Origin of the sequence: Nonomuraea antri, assembly GCF_013283785.1 — a bacterium.
In the GTDB taxonomy this organism is placed as follows: Bacteria; Actinomycetota; Actinomycetes; order Streptosporangiales; family Streptosporangiaceae; genus Nonomuraea; species Nonomuraea antri.
Map to the genome: position 1 here is coordinate 1 of NZ_JABCPZ010000154.1, position 18,323 is coordinate 18,323.

17 protein-coding genes and 1 pseudogene are annotated in these 18,323 nt (G+C 73.1%); 7 read left to right on the top strand and 11 right to left on the bottom strand.

The genetic code is table 11. From position 1 onward, the window contains the following. Positions 1-794, bottom strand: a pseudogene (locus HII36_RS36770) (hypothetical protein); the annotation flags it as partial. Between the two features lie 85 nt (positions 795-879). On the opposite strand from HII36_RS36770, the gene HII36_RS36775 reads away from it, so the two are divergent. From HII36_RS36775 to nuoH, 5 genes are all read left to right on the top strand, one after another. Next, positions 880-1,251 carry an NADH-quinone oxidoreductase subunit A gene (locus HII36_RS36775; RefSeq protein ID WP_173527938.1) on the top strand — a complete coding sequence of 124 codons (372 nt, stop codon included), beginning with the start codon at positions 880-882 and terminating at the stop codon, positions 1,249-1,251. Positions 1,252-1,256: 5 nt separating this feature from the next. After that, entirely contained in the window at positions 1,257-2,315 is a 1,059-nt protein-coding gene (locus HII36_RS36780; protein WP_173527939.1) for a M48 family metallopeptidase, read from the top strand. Between the two features lie 120 nt (positions 2,316-2,435). Beyond that, positions 2,436-2,945 (top strand): NADH-quinone oxidoreductase subunit B, encoded by a 510-nt coding sequence (locus HII36_RS36785; RefSeq protein WP_217370430.1) that lies wholly within the window; start codon positions 2,436-2,438, stop codon positions 2,943-2,945. Next, on the top strand, positions 2,942-3,469 hold the full coding sequence (locus HII36_RS36790) for an NADH-quinone oxidoreductase subunit C (RefSeq protein ID WP_328808050.1): 528 nt from the start codon (positions 2,942-2,944) through the stop codon (positions 3,467-3,469). The genes HII36_RS36785 and HII36_RS36790 overlap by 4 nt, the downstream gene beginning before the upstream one ends. After that, on the top strand, positions 3,462-4,403 hold the full coding sequence (nuoH, locus tag HII36_RS36795; protein WP_173527941.1) for an NADH-quinone oxidoreductase subunit NuoH: 942 nt from the start codon (positions 3,462-3,464) through the stop codon (positions 4,401-4,403). Before HII36_RS36790 ends, nuoH begins: the two co-directional genes overlap by 8 nt. Here nuoH and HII36_RS36800 read toward each other — a convergent pair. Continuing rightward, the gene (locus HII36_RS36800) at positions 4,396-7,596 is read right to left on the bottom strand and encodes a BTAD domain-containing putative transcriptional regulator (RefSeq protein WP_173527942.1); all 3,201 of its coding nucleotides are present in this window, start codon (positions 7,594-7,596) and stop codon (positions 4,396-4,398) included. The two genes, nuoH and HII36_RS36800, sit on opposite strands and share 8 nt — an antisense overlap. A 114-nt stretch (positions 7,597-7,710) precedes the next feature. Between HII36_RS36800 and HII36_RS36805 the strand changes: the two genes are divergently transcribed. Beyond that, entirely contained in the window at positions 7,711-8,301 is a 591-nt protein-coding gene (locus tag HII36_RS36805) for an NADPH-dependent FMN reductase (protein ID WP_173527943.1), read from the top strand. After that, on the top strand, positions 8,288-9,286 hold the full coding sequence (locus HII36_RS36810) for an NADP-dependent oxidoreductase (protein WP_217370431.1): 999 nt from the start codon (positions 8,288-8,290) through the stop codon (positions 9,284-9,286). Before HII36_RS36805 ends, HII36_RS36810 begins: the two co-directional genes overlap by 14 nt. A 31-nt stretch (positions 9,287-9,317) precedes the next feature. On the opposite strand, the gene HII36_RS36815 is transcribed toward HII36_RS36810, so the two are convergent. From HII36_RS36815 to HII36_RS36855, 9 genes are all read right to left on the bottom strand, one after another. Next, complete coding sequence (locus tag HII36_RS36815; protein ID WP_173527944.1) at positions 9,318-9,797, bottom strand: CYTH domain-containing protein; 480 nt, start codon at positions 9,795-9,797, stop codon at positions 9,318-9,320. Then, positions 9,797-11,017 carry a nucleotidyltransferase family protein gene (locus HII36_RS36820; RefSeq protein ID WP_173527945.1) on the bottom strand — a complete coding sequence of 407 codons (1,221 nt, stop codon included), beginning with the start codon at positions 11,015-11,017 and terminating at the stop codon, positions 9,797-9,799. The genes HII36_RS36815 and HII36_RS36820 overlap by 1 nt, the downstream gene beginning before the upstream one ends. A 92-nt stretch (positions 11,018-11,109) precedes the next feature. Then, positions 11,110-12,072 carry an aminotransferase class I/II-fold pyridoxal phosphate-dependent enzyme gene (locus HII36_RS36825; RefSeq protein ID WP_173527946.1) on the bottom strand — a complete coding sequence of 321 codons (963 nt, stop codon included), beginning with the start codon at positions 12,070-12,072 and terminating at the stop codon, positions 11,110-11,112. Beyond that, complete coding sequence (locus HII36_RS36830) at positions 12,069-12,995, bottom strand: DNA-3-methyladenine glycosylase (RefSeq protein WP_173527947.1); 927 nt, start codon at positions 12,993-12,995, stop codon at positions 12,069-12,071. Before HII36_RS36830 ends, HII36_RS36825 begins: the two co-directional genes overlap by 4 nt. Continuing rightward, complete coding sequence (locus tag HII36_RS36835) at positions 12,992-14,173, bottom strand: hypothetical protein (protein WP_173527948.1); 1,182 nt, start codon at positions 14,171-14,173, stop codon at positions 12,992-12,994. The genes HII36_RS36830 and HII36_RS36835 overlap by 4 nt, the downstream gene beginning before the upstream one ends. Beyond that, positions 14,170-15,255: a peptidase M16 family protein gene (locus HII36_RS36840; RefSeq protein WP_173527949.1), complete on the bottom strand. Its 1,086-nt coding sequence runs from the start codon at positions 15,253-15,255 to the stop codon at positions 14,170-14,172. Before HII36_RS36840 ends, HII36_RS36835 begins: the two co-directional genes overlap by 4 nt. After that, the gene (locus HII36_RS36845) at positions 15,252-16,463 is read right to left on the bottom strand and encodes an MFS transporter (RefSeq protein WP_173527950.1); all 1,212 of its coding nucleotides are present in this window, start codon (positions 16,461-16,463) and stop codon (positions 15,252-15,254) included. Before HII36_RS36845 ends, HII36_RS36840 begins: the two co-directional genes overlap by 4 nt. Then, positions 16,460-17,215 carry a CYTH domain-containing protein gene (locus tag HII36_RS36850; protein ID WP_173527951.1) on the bottom strand — a complete coding sequence of 252 codons (756 nt, stop codon included), beginning with the start codon at positions 17,213-17,215 and terminating at the stop codon, positions 16,460-16,462. Before HII36_RS36850 ends, HII36_RS36845 begins: the two co-directional genes overlap by 4 nt. Next, positions 17,212-17,979, bottom strand: coding sequence for a hypothetical protein (locus tag HII36_RS36855; RefSeq protein WP_173527952.1), 768 nt, complete (start codon positions 17,977-17,979; stop codon positions 17,212-17,214). The genes HII36_RS36850 and HII36_RS36855 overlap by 4 nt, the downstream gene beginning before the upstream one ends. Positions 17,980-18,323 lie beyond the last annotated feature (344 nt).

Below are 18,323 nucleotides of genomic sequence, written 5' to 3' on the forward strand. Positions count from 1 at the left end.
GCCGTGGGCGGGGGCGCGGCGTTCGCGGCGGATCTGGCGGCGGCCTGGACGCTCTCACCGGCCCGCCGCCCGGCCTCGGACAGCAGCGGCGTCGCCTGCGCGGCCGGCACGGCGGCGGCCACGCGGCCCAGCGAGCACGGGCCGATCTGGCAGTCGTCGAACTCCACAACCAGGTCGCCGGAGCGGTTGAAGGCCAGCGAGTCGAACTGCTCGGGCCCGCCCGTCACCTGGTCGCGCTCGATCTGCGGGCCGCGCCCGGCCAGCTCGGCCCTGACCAGCCCGGCCAGCTTCTTGACCGCCTCTTGACCGTTGAGCAGCCCGGTCGAGGTCAGCGCCGTGCCGGTGCGCCGGTCGTACCAGAAGGTGCGAGTGGAGTTGCCCCAGTCGGCGCCGAAGAACTCGCCGGTACGCAGCCGTACCGCGACGACCTGGGTGGAGGCGGCGGCGAGCTGCCAGTCCACGTTCAGCTCGGGTCGCGGGAAGGGGCCGCTGACGCTGGTGGCGCCGCGGAAGTCCCGTAGCTGCCGGTCCGCCTCGGCCTTCAGCGCCCGGTTGAGCTCGGGGGCGTCCTCGAGCTCGGGGTAGTTGATGTGCACGTACCTGCCGGCGTCGGAGTCGCCCTCGGTGAGGGTCCTGGTGGTCAGGCCGTCGACGGTCGAGGGGTCGACAAAGTCGATCAACGTCGGCTCTGCCGGGACTCGCACGTCCCGCTCGGGTGAGGCGGCGGCCAGGCCGCAACCGGAGCCCGAGAGGGCCAGCAGAGCGATTCCGAAAAAGAATCGCGTTTGGTGCATGTCTGTCAGGGTATGTGGGTGATCTTACCATTTGCCCCAATTTGGGGTTATGGGGTCCGAGCTTTGACTGGGTTACGATCTCGCCATGGACGGCTACTTCGGGTCCTACGCGCTGGTCGCCGCGCTGCTCGCGATCGGCGTCGCCATCGTGGCCGGCGCGCTGACGGCCAACCGCCTGCTGCGTCCGACCAGGCCCACCCCCGAGAAGCTGACCACGTACGAGTGCGGGGTCGACCCCGTCGGCGAGGGGTGGGCGCAGTCGCAGGTCAGGTACTACGTCTTCACGTACCTGTACGTGGTGTTCGCGGTCGACGCCGTCTTCCTGTTCCCCTGGGCCACCGTGTTCGACGCGCCAGGCTTCGGGCTGACCACGCTGGTGGAGATGTTCCTGTTCCTGGGATTCATCGCGCTCGGCATCGTCTACGCCTGGCGCAAGCGCGTCCTGACCTGGACGTAACGCACTTGACCACGACCACGACCACGGGCCCCGCCGGCGCCCGGGTGGCCCGATGGGCGAGCTACGCGCTGGCCGGGGTGGTGCACCTGCTGCCGCCCGCGTTACTGGCCCTGGGCGCGTACCTGCTGACCCGCTTCACGCTGCTGACCGCGCCGATCGCGCTGGTCGTCATCGACCTGGCCTGGCTGATCCGGCCGCGCACCGGCCGATTCCCCGCCGACGCCGAGCCGCTGACCAGGCAAGACGCGCCACATTTGTTCGAGCTGCTGGACCGGATCGGGGCCGAGTCCGGCGCGCCCCGCGCGGACGTCGTCGCGATCAGCGGCCAGGTGAACGCTTCCTTCGGCGTCTACGGCGCGCGGCGGCGCCGACTGGTCGAGATCGGGTACCCGCTCTGGCTGATCCTGACCCCGGAGGAGCGGGTCGCGCTGCTCGCGCACGAGATGGCGCATTCCAGCAACGGCGACGGCAGGCACGGGTTCTTCGTCGGCAGCGCGCTGCACACGCTCTTCGAACTGCGTGAGACGGCCAGGTTCCGCTGGCAGCCCGGAGACGGGGTGTCACGCTGGATCGGCGAGGTCCTGCTCGTGCTCGCCGGGCTGCCCGCGCGCATCCTGCTCGTGCTGTTCGAGCTGCTGCTCTACCGGACGTCCCAGGCGGCCGAGTACCGCGCCGACGCGACCGCGGCCAGGGTCGCGGGCACGGCCGCGACCGGGTCGCTGCTGGACGCGCTGACCACCAGGGCCGTGGCCGCCCAGGAGTTCCTGGACCTCCAGCTGCGGGCCGTCGGGCGAGACCTGTGGGCGGAATTCCTGGCGCACGTCCAGGGCGTACCGACGGTGGAGACCGAGCGGCTGCGCGCGGCCGCCGCGCTGGAGGAGTGGCGGGTCGACGTGACCCACCCGCCGACCTTCCTGCGACGACGGCGGGTGGAGGAGCTGCCCGCCGCCGGGGCGGCGGTGTCGATCGCGGACCTGGCGGCGGTCGAGGCCGAGCTGGAACGGGCCGCGGGGCGGGTGGCCGAACGGCTCAGAGAGGACGCCGGCGCGGCCCTGTACCTCTGACCTCCTCGACCTGGGGCCTCCTCGACCTGGACGGGCTTTGCGGCCCGCGGCGATGATTCCTTCCTTTGCCAGTCCGGTGATCCGCGCAAGAATGGCGTCATGGCAGCAACGGATCTCCCGATGCCCACCGTCGGACCGGTCTCCCGGCTGGCGCCCAAACCGATGCGATTCGTGCTCAACTGGGGCCGGCGCTATTCGCTGTGGGTGTTCAACTTCGGGCTGGCCTGCTGCGCGATCGAGTTCATCGCCACCTCCATGAGCAGGCACGACTTCATCAGGTTCGGGGTGATCCCGTTCGCGAACGGGCCGCGCCAGGCCGACCTGATGATCGTGTCGGGCACCGTCACCGACAAGATGGCGCCCGCCGTGAAACGGCTCTACGAGCAGATGCCCGACCCCAAGTACGTGATCTCGTTCGGGGCCTGCTCCAACACCGGCGGCCCGTACTGGGACTCCTACTGCGTGACCAACGGCGTCGACCAGATCATCCCGGTGGACGTCTACGTGCCCGGCTGCCCGCCCAGGCCCGAGGCGCTGCTGTACGGGATCATGAAGCTGCAGGAGCAGATCGCCGAGGAGAAGCTCGGCGACCGTTACCTCTGGTCCAGGTCGCACGGGGAGGAGGCGTGAACACGCTCGCCGAGCGCTACGAGGTCTCCGAGTCCTTCGGCGAGACCACCGTCGACGTCGGGCCCGACCGCTGGATCGAGCTGCTGACCCACGTCCGCGACGAGCTCGGCTTCGCCTTCTTCGACTGGCTGACCGGCGTCGACGAGACACCCGACGCGTTCTGCGTGGTGGCGCACGTGTACAACCTCGAAACGGGCCGGCGGCTGCTGCTGCGCACCCGCGTGCCCAGTGACGACCCGCGCCTGCCCACCGCCGTGGCGGTGTACCGCGGGGCGAACTGGCACGAGCGCGAGACGTACGAGATGTTCGGGGTGATCTTCGACGGTCACCCGTACCTGGAGCCGCTGCTGCTGCCCGACGGTTTCGAGGGGCATCCGCTGCGCAAAGACTTCATCCTGGCCGCCCGTGTCGCCAAGCCGTGGCCGGGGGCCAAGGAGCCCGGCGAGTCCGGGCACGGCGCGCCGAGCCGGCGCAAGACCCTGCCGCCAGGAGTTCCGGCCGACTGGGGGGCACCCGATGCTTGAAGTGGTCCTGAGCTTCGCCGTCATTCTCGTGGTCTTCCTGGTGCTGCCCCTGATCGTGGGGCAGACCGAGCACAAGGTCATGGCTCACATGCAGTCGAGGCTCGGGCCGATGTACGCCGGCGGCTTCCACGGCTGGGCCCAGCTGATCGCCGACGGCGTGAAGTTCGCGCAGAAGGAGGACGTGATCCCGGCCGCCGCCGACCGCCGGATCTTCATGATCGCGCCAGGGGTGGCGCTGGTGCCGTACCTGGTCGTGATGATCGCCATCCCGATCGACCACGGGCGGGTGGCCGTCGAACTCGAACTCGGTCTGTTCTTCGTGCTGGCCGTGATGGGCGTCGGGGTGCTCGGCTCGATCATGGCCGGGTGGGCGTCGGCCAACAAGTACTCGGTGCTCGGCGGCATGCGCACGGCCGCGCAGCTCATGTCGTACGAGCTGCCGCTGGTGCTGGCCGCGTCCTCGGTGGCGATGGCGGCCGGCACCCTGTCGCTGCCCGGGATCGTCGAGGCGTGGCAGTGGTGGTGGCTGCCCTGGCAGGCCATCGGCGGGGTGGTGTTCTTCCTGGCCGGGCTGGCCGAGCTGCGGCGGCCGCCGTTCGACATGCCGATCGCCGAGTCCGAGATCATCATGGGGCCGATGACCGAGTACACCGGCATGCGGTTCGCGCTGTTCATGTTGTCGGAGTACGTCGGGATCGTGGTGCTGTCGTTCCTGACGACCGTGTTGTTCCTCGGCGGGTGGCACGGGCCGTTCCTGCCCGGCTGGCTGTGGACGCTGGTCAAGGTGTTCGCGCTGGCGTTCGTGGTGATCTGGTTGCGGGTGACCTATCCGCGGCTGCGTGAGGACCAGTTGCAGAAGCTGGCGTGGGCGGGGCTCGTGCCGCTGGCGCTGGTCCAGCTCGCGCTCACGGGCGTGGTGAAGGTCCTCACCTGACGGGCTGCCGGCTCTCGGTGACGGCTTCGCTAAAGGCTTCGTCGAAGGCTTCGGCGTAGGCGGTTTCGCCCAGGGCGGTGCGGGCGCGGGCGGTGATCCTGTCGACGTCGCCGCGCTCGGCCGGCGGCAGCGGCGCGCCGACCGATTCGCGCAGCGCGGCAGCCGTCCCGAGCAGCCGCGCCGCCTCACGGTGCTGGCCCGCCAGCGTCGCCGCCCCCGCCAGCCCCTCGTACGCCAGCGCCACCGCACGCGGATCCCCGCCCTCGCGGGCCGCGGCGAGCCCTTCGAGATGCCGGGCCCGCGCCGCCGCCGCGTCACCCCGCCGCTCGGCCACGAAACCCAGCTCGGCCAGCAGCAGCGTCAGCCCGTAGAACGGCACGCCGTAGTCGTCGGCCAGCCGCCGGTTCCAGGCCAGCGACTCCTGGAACAGCGACTCGGCCGTGTCGAGGTCGCCCCGGCGCCTGGCCACCAGCCCGAGCCCGACCCTGGCGAACTCCTCGGCGAACCTGTTCGCCTGCTCCGACGCCAGCCGCATCCCCCGCTCGTGGAACTCCACCGCGCGTTCGAGCTCGCCGGTCAGCAGCGCGATCCTGCCCAGGCTGGACAGCCGGTACGACACGTCCGTCCAGAGCCGCAGGTCCTCGGCGGCCCGCAGCCCGTCCCGGTGCAGCCGCCCGGCGCGCTCGTAGTCGCCGTTGATCTCCGCCAGCCAGCCCAGCTGGTCGGACGCCTGCAACTGACCCCAGCCGTCACCCAGCGAGGTGAAGATCTCCAGGCTCTCCGCGCCGCTGCGCTCGGCGAGCGCCAGATCGCCCTGGAACAGCGCCAGCTTGCACCTGCTGCTCAGCGCCGCCGCCTGTCCCCACCGGTCGTCCAGCGCCCGGAACTCGCCCAGCGCCCGGGCCACCAGCCCTTCCGCGCCGGCCACGTCCCCGAAGTGCAGGTGCGCGTGCGCGAGGAACCACCGCCACCGCGCGTCGGACGGCCCCAGCCCCTCCGCCGCGGTACGGCTGCGCGCCGCCAGGCCGGTGCCGTCGCCGATCAGCATGGCGAACCCCGCCTCCCACGCGGACGTCCTGGCGTCCGCCTGGCCGGAGTCCAGCGCGCGGCTCAGCGATCGGTGCGCCTCCCGGTGCCTGCCACGCAGGTACCAGTACCAGGCCAGGGCGCCGGCCAGCCGGGACGTCACCCGCGGCGAGGCGGCGCGATCCAGGACGGCGCGCAGGTTCAGCGTCTCGTCGTCCAGGCGGCGCAGCCAGTCGCGCTGGGCGGGGCCGTACAGGTGGGGTTCGGCGCGTTCGGCCAGGTCCAGGTAGTAGGCGTCGCGGCGGGCCCAGGCGGGGTCGTCCCCGGGGAGCCGTTCGAGGCAGTAGGCGGCGACGGACTCCAGCAGGCGGTACCGCGTCCGCCCGGAGTGGTGCCGCTCGGCGACCACCATCGACCGGTCCACCAGCCGCGCCAGCACCTCGGGCACGTAGTCGGAGCCGGGGTCGTCCGCGCACACCGCCTCGGCGGCCTCCAGCAGGCAGCCGCCCGGGTGGACGGCCAGGCGGCACAACACCAGGCGCTGCGGCTCGTCGAGCTGCTCCCAGCTCCAGTCGATCATCGCGCGCAACGTCCGCTGCCGGGCGGGCAGTCCGCGTGCCGAGGCGGCGAGCAGGCGGAACCGGTCGTCCAGCCGCTCGGCCAGCCCGCGCACGCCCAGGCCGCGCACGCGGGTTGCGGCCAGCTCCAGCGCCAGCGGCAGGCCGTCCAGCCGGCGGCAGATCGCCGCCACGTGCGGCGCGTTCTCCGCGTCCAGTGCGAACCCGGGCGCCGCGGCGGCGGCCCGCGCCACGAAGAGCCGTACCGCCCCGGCGCGGGCCAGGCTCTCCAGGCCGGCGCCGGGTTCCGGCAGGTCGAGCGGCGCGACGGGGTGCACGGTCTCGCCGGGGATGGCCAGCGACTCCTGGCTGGTGGCCAGGACCCGCAGGCCGGGAGCGCTGCCGAGCAGCAGGTCCACCAGGTCGGCGACGGGTTCGATCAGGTGCTCGCAGTTGTCGAGTACCAGCAGCAGCCGCTGGTCGCCGAGACTGTCGGCGAGCCGCCGCGCCAGGTCCTGGGGCCGCACGCCGGGCCGCGACCCGACGGCCGTCTCGTCCCTGACCCCGAGCGCCGCCGCCACCGCGTCCTCCACCCGGGTGTCCGGGTGCGCGGGGGCATCGCCCGGGCCCGCGGCGCCCGCGAGCTCGACCAGCCAGACGCCGTCGGGGAAGTCCATCGTCGCGGCCGTCGCCAGCGCCAGGCGGGTCTTCCCCACCCCGCCAGGACCGGTGAGGGTGACCAGCCGCGCGGATTCGAGCAGCCCGCGCACCTGGGCCACCGACTCCTCGCGTCCCACCAGCTCCGTCAGCGGGACGGGCAGGTTCGTGCGCGGCCGGGCGGCCGAGGTGGCTGGCGCGGGCACCGGGGTGAGCGCCGGGTCCTGTTCCAGCATCGCCTGGTGCAGCCTGACCAGGTCCGGGCTCGGGTCCAGGCCCAGCTCGTCGCCCAGTTTCCGGCGCAGGTCGGCGTATCCGGCGAGGGCTTCGCTCTGCCGTCCTGACCGGTAGAGAGCCCGCAGGTGCGCGGCGCGCAGCCGTTCACGCAGCGGGTGCTCGGCGACCAGTTCGGCCAGCTCGTCGGCGAGCAGCGTGTGCTCGCCCAGTTCGAGCCGCACCTCGGCCTGCTCTTCGAGCGCCGTCAGCCGCTGCTCGTCCAGGCGGGCGGCGGTGGCGCGGGCGAACTCCTCGTCGCGGAAGTCGGCGTAGGCGGGGCCGCGCCACAGCGCGAGCGCGTCCGACAGCAGTCCCGACCTGGTCCGCGCGTCTTCGGCGGCCCGCGCCGCGGCCAGCAGGACGGCGAAGCGGCGCGCGTCCACGACGGGGTCCTTGAGCAGGTACCCGGCCGGTTGATGGACGACCAGGTCACGCCCGCCCGGCTCGGCCCGCTCCAGCGCGCGGCGCAACTGGGAGACCTTGGTCTGCAGCGTGTTGACCGGGTTGCCCGGCAGGTCGTCGCCCCACAGGTCGTCGGCGAGCCGGTCCGCGGGCACCGGCCGTCCCTCGTGGATCAGCAGGTCGGCGAGCAGCGCGCGGACCTTCAGCTCGGGCACGCGCACGGGCTGCCCGTCGCCGCTCCACACCGCCAGGGGACCGAGTACGCCGAATTCCACCTGATCACGTTATTACAGGTCAAAGCACCCGCAGGTGACCCCCAGCCGACCCGCAGCGATTCGTGCGCGGTCTCGCGCAGAGTTGAGCCCGTCAGCGAGAGGAGGGGTTCAGGGATGAGCGGACAGCGGCTGCGGGTCGCGGTCATCATCGGCAGCGTGCGCGAGGGGCGATTCGGGCCCAGCGCGGCGGCGTGGTTCACGTCGCGGGCCTGCCACAGGGAGAACGTCGAGCTGGACGTCATCGACCTGGCCGAGGCCTGGCTGCCCGGCATCCTGCCCGGCGCCTGGCCGTGCGGGGCAGCGATCGGCCCGGACCTGCCGCCCGCCGTGCGCGACCTCGCGCCCTGGCTGGCCGCGGCCGACGCGTTCGTGATCGTGACCCCCGAGTACAACCACAGCTTCCCGGCCGTGCTCAAGAACGCCATCGACTGGTACCGGGACGAGTGGCGGGCCAAACCGGTCGCCTTCGTCTCGTACGGCGACGCCGGCGGCGGCCTGCGCGCCGTCGAACAGCTCCGGCCGATCTTCGCCGCGCTCGAAGCGGTGACGATCGGCGAGCCCATCAGCTTCCACCACCGCGAATCCCCGCCTGAGACGGTCGCCGAGCGCGTGCTCGACCGCCTCGTCTGGTGGGCCGCGGCCCTGCGAACCGCACGTGACATCACCGCGTTTCATGATGAGGAGAACACCCATGTCCGTCCGTGAGATCCACCTGGCCTCCCGCCCGCTGGGCGAGCCGACCGTCGACGACTTCAAGCTGGTCCACGCCGAGCTGCCCGAGCTGGAGCCGGGCCAGATCCTGGTGCGCAACACCTGGATGTCGGTGGACCCGTACATGCGCGGCCGGATGGACGACCGGGAGTCGTACATCCCGCCGTTCCAGCTCGGCGAACCGCTGGACGGGTCGGCGATCGGCGAGGTCGTGGCGTCCCGTGCCGAGGCGATTCCGGTCGGCGCGTCCGTCGTGCACTTCCTGGGCTGGCGCGAGTACTCCGTCCTGGACGCCGCGGCGGCGACCCCCGTCGACCTCGGGCTCGCGCCCGCCGAGGCGTACCTGGGCGCGCTCGGCACGACCGGCCTGACCGCGTACGCGTCACTCACCCGGGTCGCTCCGGTACGCGAGGGCGACGTCGTGTTCGTCTCGGCCGCGGCCGGGGCGGTCGGCAGCGTCGCCGGGCAGCTGGCGCGGCGGCTCGGCGCGTCGCGGGTGATCGGCTCGGCCGGCGGCCCGGTCAAGGGCGCGAAGCTGACCTCGGCGTTCGGCTACGACGTGGCCATCGACTACCGGGCGGGGTCCGTCGCCGACCAGCTCGCCGCCGCCGCTCCCGACGGCATCGACGTCTACCTCGACAACGTCGGCGGCGATCACCTGGAGGCGGCCATCGACGCCCTGCGCGCCGGCGGACGGATCGCGATGGTCGGGGCGATCAGCTCGTACAACGCCACGGAACCCGTGCCCGGGCCGCGCAACCTGTTCCGGCTGGCCGCCAGGGACGCCACGCTGCGCGGGATGCTGGTGAACTCCTACCTCGACCTGTTCCCCGAGTGGATCGGCCAGGCGGCGGGCTGGCTGGCCGACGGGTCGCTGCGCACGGAGACCACGATCGCGGACGGCCTGGAGCAGGCGCCCCAGGCGTTCCTGGACGTGCTGAGCGGCGGCAACGTCGGCAAGATGCTGGTCAGGCTCTGATCGGGGCGGTGCCAGGTGCTCGTCTGCCCGCTCACCAGCGTGAATAGGGGTGGCGGGCCAGGGCGAGGTTGCCGTAGCGCCGGTCGCCGGTGACCTCGCGGCCGAGCCAGTCGGGGCGCGGGGGATCGGCGTCGGCGTCCGGCAGCTCGATCTCGGCCACCACCAGGCCGGCGTTGTCGCCCGCGTACTCGTCCACCTCGAAGGTCAGGCCCCCGTCAGCCGGGATCAGGTGCCTGACCTTGACGATCGGCGGCGCGAGCAGGACGCCGGAGGCCAGCACGTCGTCGACGAGCGCGGGGGAGATCTCCGACTCCGCCTCCATCCTGGCCAGGCCGGTGCGGCTGCTCTTGACCGCCACGAACGCCCGTGGCCCGTAGCGGCGCAGCCTGGCCACCGCGCCCGACTTCAGGCTCACGTAGAACTGCGTGATCGGCTCCCCGCCGACCACCTCGGCCCGCCAGGCCGGGGACGCGAGCAGGAACTTCCGCTCGATCTCGATCTTCGCCGCCATCAGGTCTTCACCGGATGGTCGACCAGCCCGACGGGGAAGGCGTAGTCGGTCGTCGGGACGAACACCTCCGTCCTGAACCGCAGCAGGTCGCCGGGGCCGCCGCGGATCAGTTCCAGCTCGGCCGCCAGCCCGTCGGACCCGGTCACCGGGAATGGATCGGCCGTGGGGCGCCCGAACAGGTCGCGGAGCAGTTCCTGGGGGGCGAGCCGCACGCACGTCCAGGGGTTGAGCTCCGGCAGCCGTCCGCGCCCCGGCCGGTCGCGCACCAGCCGGTACGGCTTGCCCGCGCTGTAGGCGGCCCGGGCCGCCGCGGAGATCGCGGCCGCCTGTTCCCGGTCCCCGGTGAGCCGGAGCGCGGCGCGGTCGGCGTGCTCGGCGACGAGGTCCACCCGCTTGGCGGCCTCCGGCGCCCACGCCAGGCCCAGGGGCTCGGCGGCCTGCTCCCCGCGCAGGGCGCGCAGCCTGGCGGACTGTTCATCGCCCAGCGAACATTCCGCCGCCACGACGTCGAGCAGCGCGGCGAGGAAACCGGACAGCTCGGCCTCGGCGATGCGTTCGGCGACGTAGGAGAAGTCCAGGGGCTGATCGAGGGACACCACGAGGTCGTTGACCGTCTTGGCGTCGATGAAGCAGTCACCGGCGGCGTTGACGATCACCGCGCACAGGTTGTCCTCCCAGACGAGCTCCGACCACGGCGGGAGATCACCGGACCGGTGGAACCCGAGCATGCCGCAGTAACGCACCGAGTACGGGCCGATGTGCAGGTCGACCGAGACTGAACCGCCGTCGGGCCCCAGCATCCGGATCTGGCCGAACAGCCGGCCGTGCGGATCACCCTTGATCCACGGCAGCTCGGCCGATTCGTAGGTGTAGCCGAGGCCGCGCAGCGCCGCGGCCAGCCGCCAGCCGTGGTCGATCTCGGCCACCCACAGGTCCGCGTCACCGACGTCGCGGCGCAGCCCGGCCGGATACCACTTCCTGGCCGCCAGCCCCTTCATGAGCTGCACGGGCAGCTCCGGCTCCGCCGCGCGCAGTGCGGCCAGCACGTCGCCGGCCGTGCCGAACTGCTCCTCGCGCCGGCTGGTGAGCCGGGTGATCTCCCGGTCGAGCTCGCGCAGGCGCGGGGCGTCCTGGCCGTCTTCCGCGACGGCCTGCCTGATCCTGGCCAGCGCGATGTGGGTGACCTTGTGGCGGAGCAGGAGCCAGGCGATCTCGTCCACCTCGCGCTCGCGCAGGGCTCCCCGCGGGTCTCGATCCGGACGGGGTCGCAGGAGTCCCCAGCTCAGCAGGGAACTGAGAGGTGCTGGCCGCATCATGTGCCTCCGAGTACGTCGATCGTGGAACGGATGAGGGTGGCCGCCGCCCTGGCGTCGCTCTCCGGCACGCCGTCCAGGCAGACGCGCAGGCTCGGGTGGGCGGCGCCGAACGCCGAGCCCGGCGAGACGAGCAGCCCGGCCGCCCGCAGCGCGGCGACGGCCCGCGTCTCGTCCCCGGCCAGCGCGACCAGGACGTTCGGCCCGGTTCCCGTCAGCGGGGTGGACTCGTCGGTGAGTGCGGTGAGGAAGACGCGGCGGGCCGCCGCGACGGCGGGGACGCGGGCGGTGAACGTGGCCAGGCCGCCCGCGTCGATGAAGTAACCCCAGGTCCGCTGCCAGTGCAGCGTGGGCGCGGCGGGCGCGAGCGCCGCCAGGAGGTCGTGTTCCTGCGGTCCCGGGCCGACCAGCCAGCCCAGCCGCGCGCCGGGCCCGCAGAGTTTGTGCAGCGTCCCCACCTGGACGATCCCGGACGGGAGCGAGAGCGGCCCGGCGAACCAGGCGTAGGCGGTGTCGGCGACCACCCGGTGCCCCCGCTCGGCGAGCGCCGCCCAGGCGGCCAGCAGCTCCTGGTCAGGCCGGCGGCCGTCGGGGTTGCGGCACCCGGCGGTGAACCACAACCCGGACGATCCGGTCAGCTCCTCCCACGGGGCCTGCCTGACGGCGACGCCCCAGGCCCGCAGCGCGGCCGGCACGCCGAGGAAGGTCGGCGTCTCCACCGCGACCTCGGCGCACGACCTCATCAGCGGGCCGGCGGCGGACCTGACCCCCGAGGTGATGGTCAGACGCGCCGCGTCCACGCCCAGGTGGCCGCCGAGCGCGTCCCTGAGCAGCCCGTCCCCGGCCAGCGGCGCCCGCATCGAGGGATCGACGTCACGCAGCGCCCGCTGGGCCGCGGCCCGCCACAGCCGCAGGGGTTCGCCGGGCCAGAGCGGGAACCGCCCGGTGAGATCCAGGCTCACGGCCGCCGGTCCTCGGCGAGCCAGCGGGCGACCTCCTCGAGATCGCGCACCCGGCGGCGCAGTCGCACCAGCTCGGCCGCCTGGTCGAGCCCGAGACGGCGGCCCGGCGGCAGCAGGTCGTGACCGATGGGCCCGATCACGTCGCGGATCTCCGAGAGTCCGACCAGCCCGTCACCCGCCGACACGACGATCTCCGCGGAGTCGCCCGCGGTGATCGTGCCTGGCGGCAGGAGCGCGGGCCCGTCGAGCACCCGGGCGCGTCCGGGGAACAACTCCACGTCCTCGACCCACGTCCTGGTGGGCGCGAGCTCGGGTATCCCGGCGCGGACCAGGCGCACGATCCGCTCCGCCGGGGCGGCCCAGTCGATGTCCAGCGCCGCCGCCGGGGTGAACCGGCCGGCGAACGGGTGGCGGGCGCGCCCGTCCCCGCTCGGGTCCCCGACGCTCTCCAGTCCGCCCGCCACGGCCTCGGCCACTCTCTCGGCCGCCTGCGCGTAGCCGAGACCGGACACGGGCACGGACGACACCGCGACGCTGGACACCTGGCGCAGCTCGCGGTCGACCGTCGTGAGCCGGACCGGCAGCTCGCCGGCTCCCGACAGGATCGCCCAGCGCAGCGCGTCGCCTGGCATCGGCGCGGCGGCGTCGCCGAGGCCGATCACGAGCCTGACCACGGCCGGATCCTCCTCGGCCGTGACCCACGGCGGCACGGGGCCGTCGTCGGCCAGCAGCACGCGCTTGACCGGCGCGGCCGGTCCGTCGCCGTCCAGCACCTGGACGGAACCGGTCCCGGGCAGCCTCGACCACAGCCGCCGCACCCCGTCGGACCCCGGGGCCAGCGCGCCGATGGAGACGCCGAGGCCGAGCAGCCGCGCGGCCAACAGGGCGGACCAGCCTTGGCCGGCGACACAGACGTTGCTCATGAACTCGCCCACACTTTCTCAGCCGACTCTTCGGTCAGGAGCCACAGGCTCGCGGTGGCCAGGACCTCGGCCACGCAGTCGCGGATCGGCCGCAGCCCGGCCCGCACGTAACACTCCGCGTCGGGCCAGGCCGCCCTGCCCGCCAGGTACGCGGCGAGCTGCCTGGCCAGGCCGGGGGCGGACTGCTGCTCGAAGGCCAGCGCGCCGCGTCGCCGCGCCCTGGCCCGCTCGATGTCCGCTTCGGACACCGCCGCCCCGTCGAGCGCCTTGGTCAGGGACCCGACGAATTCGTCCGCCTGCTCGGCGTGCGCCGGACGCCAGGCCAGGACGCCGACGTCGGATCGGCGTCCGGGCAGCCGGGAGAAGCCGATGCCGGCGAGTCCCGCGTCGGCCGCCAGGCTGTCGAGCAGTCCACCGGACCGGAACAGGACCTCGAAGGCCAGGTCCCTGGCCACCGCGAGGTCGCCGCCCCGCACGGACTCGGCGACCAGGACCAGCGCGGGTTCCGGGGACATCGGCGCCGCCGCGTTCCTGGCGGCGTCGGGGACACGCGGGAAGGCCGGGGCGTGTTCCGAGCCTGCTGAGTCCGCTTGCCGTTCGCTCACCTCCCTCAGCACGCTCTCCGGCGCATGGGCGCTGACCAGGCACAACAGCGACGACGACGGGTGCTGAGCGGCGGTGAAGTCCCGGACCTGCTCGGCCGTGATCCCGCGCACGCTCGACTCGTCCGCGCGGTCCAGCATCGCCTGCTCGGCGCCGGGCAGCGCCCGAACCACCGCCGCGGGCGCGATGCGGAGCCGCGGCTGGGCGCCGGTCCTGGCCATCTCCACGAGGACGGCGTTGACCTCGGCGGCGTGCGTGCGCGCGTCGTGCGGGAGCGGCGCGAGGACCGTGACCAGGGTCCTGGCCAGGGCGAGGGCGTCGGGAGCCGGCGCGCTCGCGGTATACCTGGTGACGCTGGGCTCCGTGACGCCCGTGACACGTATCCCGGCCACCGCCCCGGCGACCGCCGCCCGGACGTGCTCGGTCACGTGTGCCAGCCCCTCGCCGCCCACCGGGTCGCAGGCGTGTCCCGCGCCGACCTCCAGCACCCCGGCCGCGACCCGGGCCCAGGGGACCTGCGCGACGGCCACCGGCAGCCCGTTCACCGTGGCCTCGACGATCTCGATCTCGGTCATCGCAACGACTCCAGCGAACTGAGGTCCACCCGGTCCTGTTCCGCTACGCACGCCACGGCCGCGGGGACGGCGGCGAGCCGTCCGGGTGCGGCCAGCAGCCGCGCCGCCGCGGGCAGCCCGGCGATGACCGTCTCCGTGGTCTCGTGTCCCGCGCTGATCCTGCGCTTCTCCGTCAGGCGGCCGAAGGGGCCGTCCAGGGTGGCCAGCAGGTGGTGCCTGGCGCGGTCCGCGCAGGCCAGCAGTTGCCCGGTGTCGGCGGCGTGGTCGCGGATCTCGTCCACCAGGTCACGCAGGGCCGCGACGAGCGCGGGCAGCCGCTCCACCAGGCCGCTGGCCCCCAGCATCAGCGTGTGCGTGCCGCCCTGTTCCTGCGCCAGGGCGGCGGAGCCGTAGGCGAGGCCGCGTTCCGCGCGCAACCGGCGCGCGAGCAGTCCCTGCGCGCCGCCCAGCCACTCGCCGAGCACGGCGTCGGCGGCGGGGCCGGCCAGCGGCGGCGCGAGCACGGCCTGCACGCCCACCCGGCACTGCTGTCCCGGCATGTCCGAGACGACCAGGTCACCGCGCCAGTCCGCCTCCTCGCGGGCCTGGCCTCCGCCGCTGATCCGGCCGAGTGCGAGCAGTCGGCGCAGGTGCTCGTCGAGGCCGGTCGTGGCCCGGCCGAGGTGGGAGACGTCGCCGAGCACCGAGGCGTTGGACCAGCCCCAGGCGGCCTCGTGCATCGTGTCGAAGAATCGCACCTGCGGGTCGGCACGCATCCTGGCCCGCTGTGCCAGCTGCGCCTCGATCAGGGCGCGGACGCGCTCTGGCCGCACGTCGCGCTGGGCCAACCTGTGCACGCGACGTGACACGGTCTCGAAGGAGAGACGTGGCGCCCAGAAGGAGAACTCGGTCGTGTGCGACCCGAGCCTGGAGCGTCGCAACCAGTCGTCGCCGGCCAGTTCCTCGCCCACGTACCTGGCCGCGAGCGCGGCCCTGCCCGTCTGTCCCGGCGGATCGTCGCGGTGGCCGAGCGGGACGTCCCAGCCGACCGCGACGGCGCCGGCCAGGCGCAGCGTTCTGGTCCGGTTGATCGTCACGGTCATGTGGCGCTCACCTCCGCGACGGGCGTTTCCCGACGTACCGCCACCAGCGCGGCCAGGCACACCACCACGGCCGTGGCGACGGCGAAGACCAGCAGCGCGCCCGTGATGCCTAGCCAGGTGCCGGCCACCCCGGGCAGGATCAGGTAGGAGAGCGTGAGCATCGCGTTGAGCAGGGCCCGCCTGATCGCGAACACCCGCCCTTCGGTGCCTTTCACCACCTGCTCCTGGTAGATCACCGTGGCGCCGGCGGCGACGCCGATGTTCACCACGCCCAGCGCCATGGCCGCGGGGAACAGGGCCACCGCGCCCACGTGCGCGCCGGCCACGACCAGGAGGACGGCGACGGGACAGGCCAGTGCCGACACCGTCACCAGCGCCACCGGCCGGTGTTTGCACCGGGGGATCAGGAGCACCGACGCCAGGAGCCACCCGGCGCCCGCCGCCGTCGCGCAGATCCCGGCCCACTCGGCCCCGAGCCGCTGCTCGGCCAGGATCAGCAGGACGGCCGTGTCCGCGCCGAAGAGCAGGAAATACGCGGCCTCCGCGAGGGCCGTCCAGCGCAGCAGCCCGTTGCGGCCGTTGCGCACGAGCGCCGACAGCGTGGAGCCGAGCGCGCCGCGCAGCTCAGGGCTGCCCGGGCAGACCGGCACCGGGAGCAGCAGCAGCGCGGCGACGGCGAAGGAGACCAGGTTCGCGAGGAGCACCCACTCGATGCCCAGCAGGGCGGCCAGCGCCGTCCCGCCCAGCGGCGCGAGCGTGTTGATGCCGCCGAGCAGCGTCTCGATGACCGTCGCGCTCCTCCGGTGCGCGCTCTCTGGCACCAGTTGCATGCTCGCGGCCTGCAACGCGGGCATCGTCAACGCGTTGAACAGGCGTAACACCGCCAGCATCAGGTAGACCACGGGAAGCGCGCCCTCGACGACCGCGAGGAACAGTGCCACGACCGCGAGCCCGGACAACACCTCGCAGCCGATGAGGATCCTGCGGCGATCGAAGCGGTCGACCAGATGCCCCGCCCAGGGCGCGAAGACGACCATGGGGATGAACTGGACGGCGAACGCGGCCCCCGCCGAGAGCGCGGAACCGGTGCGCTGGTAGATCCACAGCGGTACGGCGATCTGCTGGAGCCCGTTGCCGGCCAGCGAGGTGGCCTGACCGGCGACCAGGAACCAGAAGCCGCGCGGCAGCCGCTCGGCGCTCCTGCTCATGCCGGCGTCCCGGCCGGGAGCCAGCCGGCCTGCCTGGCCGCGCGCACCGGCTTGGACATCTCGTACGGCGGGCCGGGCAGCCGGTCACCGAGCAGCTCGGCCCAGTCGTCCAGGGCCTTGCGTGAGGGCAGGTCGCTGCCGCTGGTCTCGATCTCGATCCAGGTGCTGGTGGCGCGCGCGCCGTCGGCCAGCGAGCGCGTGGTCACGAGGTCCAGGCTGAGCTGGAACACCGTGCCGTATCGCGTGCGCAGCGGCACCTTGTGGCGCAGCTGGACGGCCGTCGCGTACGGGGTCAGGTTCGACGCCCCTGGCACCAGCCGGGCCGCGTACGCCAGCGGGATGGTCGTCCGCTCGGCCATGACGCGGTTCACGTCTCTGACGTCCACGCGCTCACTGATCTCCAGGCAGTCGCGGCAGCCGCCGACCCAGGCGACGGTCTGCTTGACGCAGATCCACGACAGGTTGCGATAGGCCCCGTAGTTGATCAGGAGCTTGACGGCCAGGTCGTTGGCCGCGAGCTGCCAGCGGTCGTCGAAGTAGATCGACGACTGCGTGTGCGTGAACGGCGTCTCGGCGGTGACGTCCTCGGGGATCGGCAGGCTCAGCGCCTCCGGCAGGCCCGGGGTGTCGGTGCCGAACACCTCGACCGGGTCGATCAGCCACTTGTACTCCTGCTCGGTGCCGACCCGGCGATCCGGCAGCGCCGACATGATCTGGTCCACCTCGGTGGCGTTGAGCGGCTGCGCCGTCATCGCTCGCTCCTCTCGTCGATCTCCTGGCCGATGCGCTGGACCGTGCCGCTGCCGACCCCGCCCACGATGAACAGGTCGATGTCGGCCTCGGTCAGGCCCAGCCGGGAGCGGCAGGCGTTGACGACGATCTCCCCTGACGAGGGCGGTGTTCTGAAATGCCCGGACTTGTTGTTCACGATGACGGCACGCACCCTGGGCGCGCCGACGAACACGATCTCGCCGGCGGCGAGGGCGCGCAGCCTCTCCGGGACGAGCATCGGATGGGCGACGGGCACCCCGCCCACGGTCGCCCGGTTACGGCCGAAGACCAGCTCCTCGAAGCTGAAGGCCCGGGTCCAGACCAGGAAGCGGCCGTCCTCGTCGATCACGTACATGTAGGGCCGGCCCGATTCCACGAAGGCGAGGTCGGGGCCGGTGATCTCCACCGTCTCGGCCGCCACGAGGTGGGCGACGGCGCCGTGCTTGTCCTCGAACACCCGGCGGCTGAACTGGATGACGCACGGGTCGTGCCCCACCACGGAACTCGGGTGGTCGGTCACCGGCCGGAAGCCATGTCTTTCGTACTGACCGGCCAGCTCCGCCGCGATGGACCGGGCGCGCGCCCGGACCACGAACGCCTCCGGGTCGTCCGCCAGCACGCGGCGCAGCGCGATCAGCTCCTCGTAGAGCACGAGGACGATGCCCTGGGCCAGCGGCCCGTACCGGAACGCGACGGCGGCCACCAGCTCGTCGAACCTGGTCGCCACCGCCTGATGGGGATTCATGACTGCTCTCGGCATCCTTGATCCTTGGCTGGGAGGGCGGGCTCGGCCCCGGCGATGACGGGCCGGCCCGAACACGTCGGGCCGGCCCGCTTCTGGACTGCTCAGGCGAGGCGCGCAGAGGTCGCCGCGTTCGCCAGGATCAGTTCCAGGTCATCAGTTCCAGGTCTCGCTCATCTGCACGGCGGCGAGCGCCTCACGGCCGTCAGCGGTCGCGTCGAGGCTCTGCAGCTCGGCGATCACATCGTCCAGCTCCGGATTCATCGAAAACACCTCCTCTTCCTGGGGGCTTCGCGCAGCCGGCGGCTGCCCGATGCGAACATCATTGGACAGGGCTGTGTGTCTTC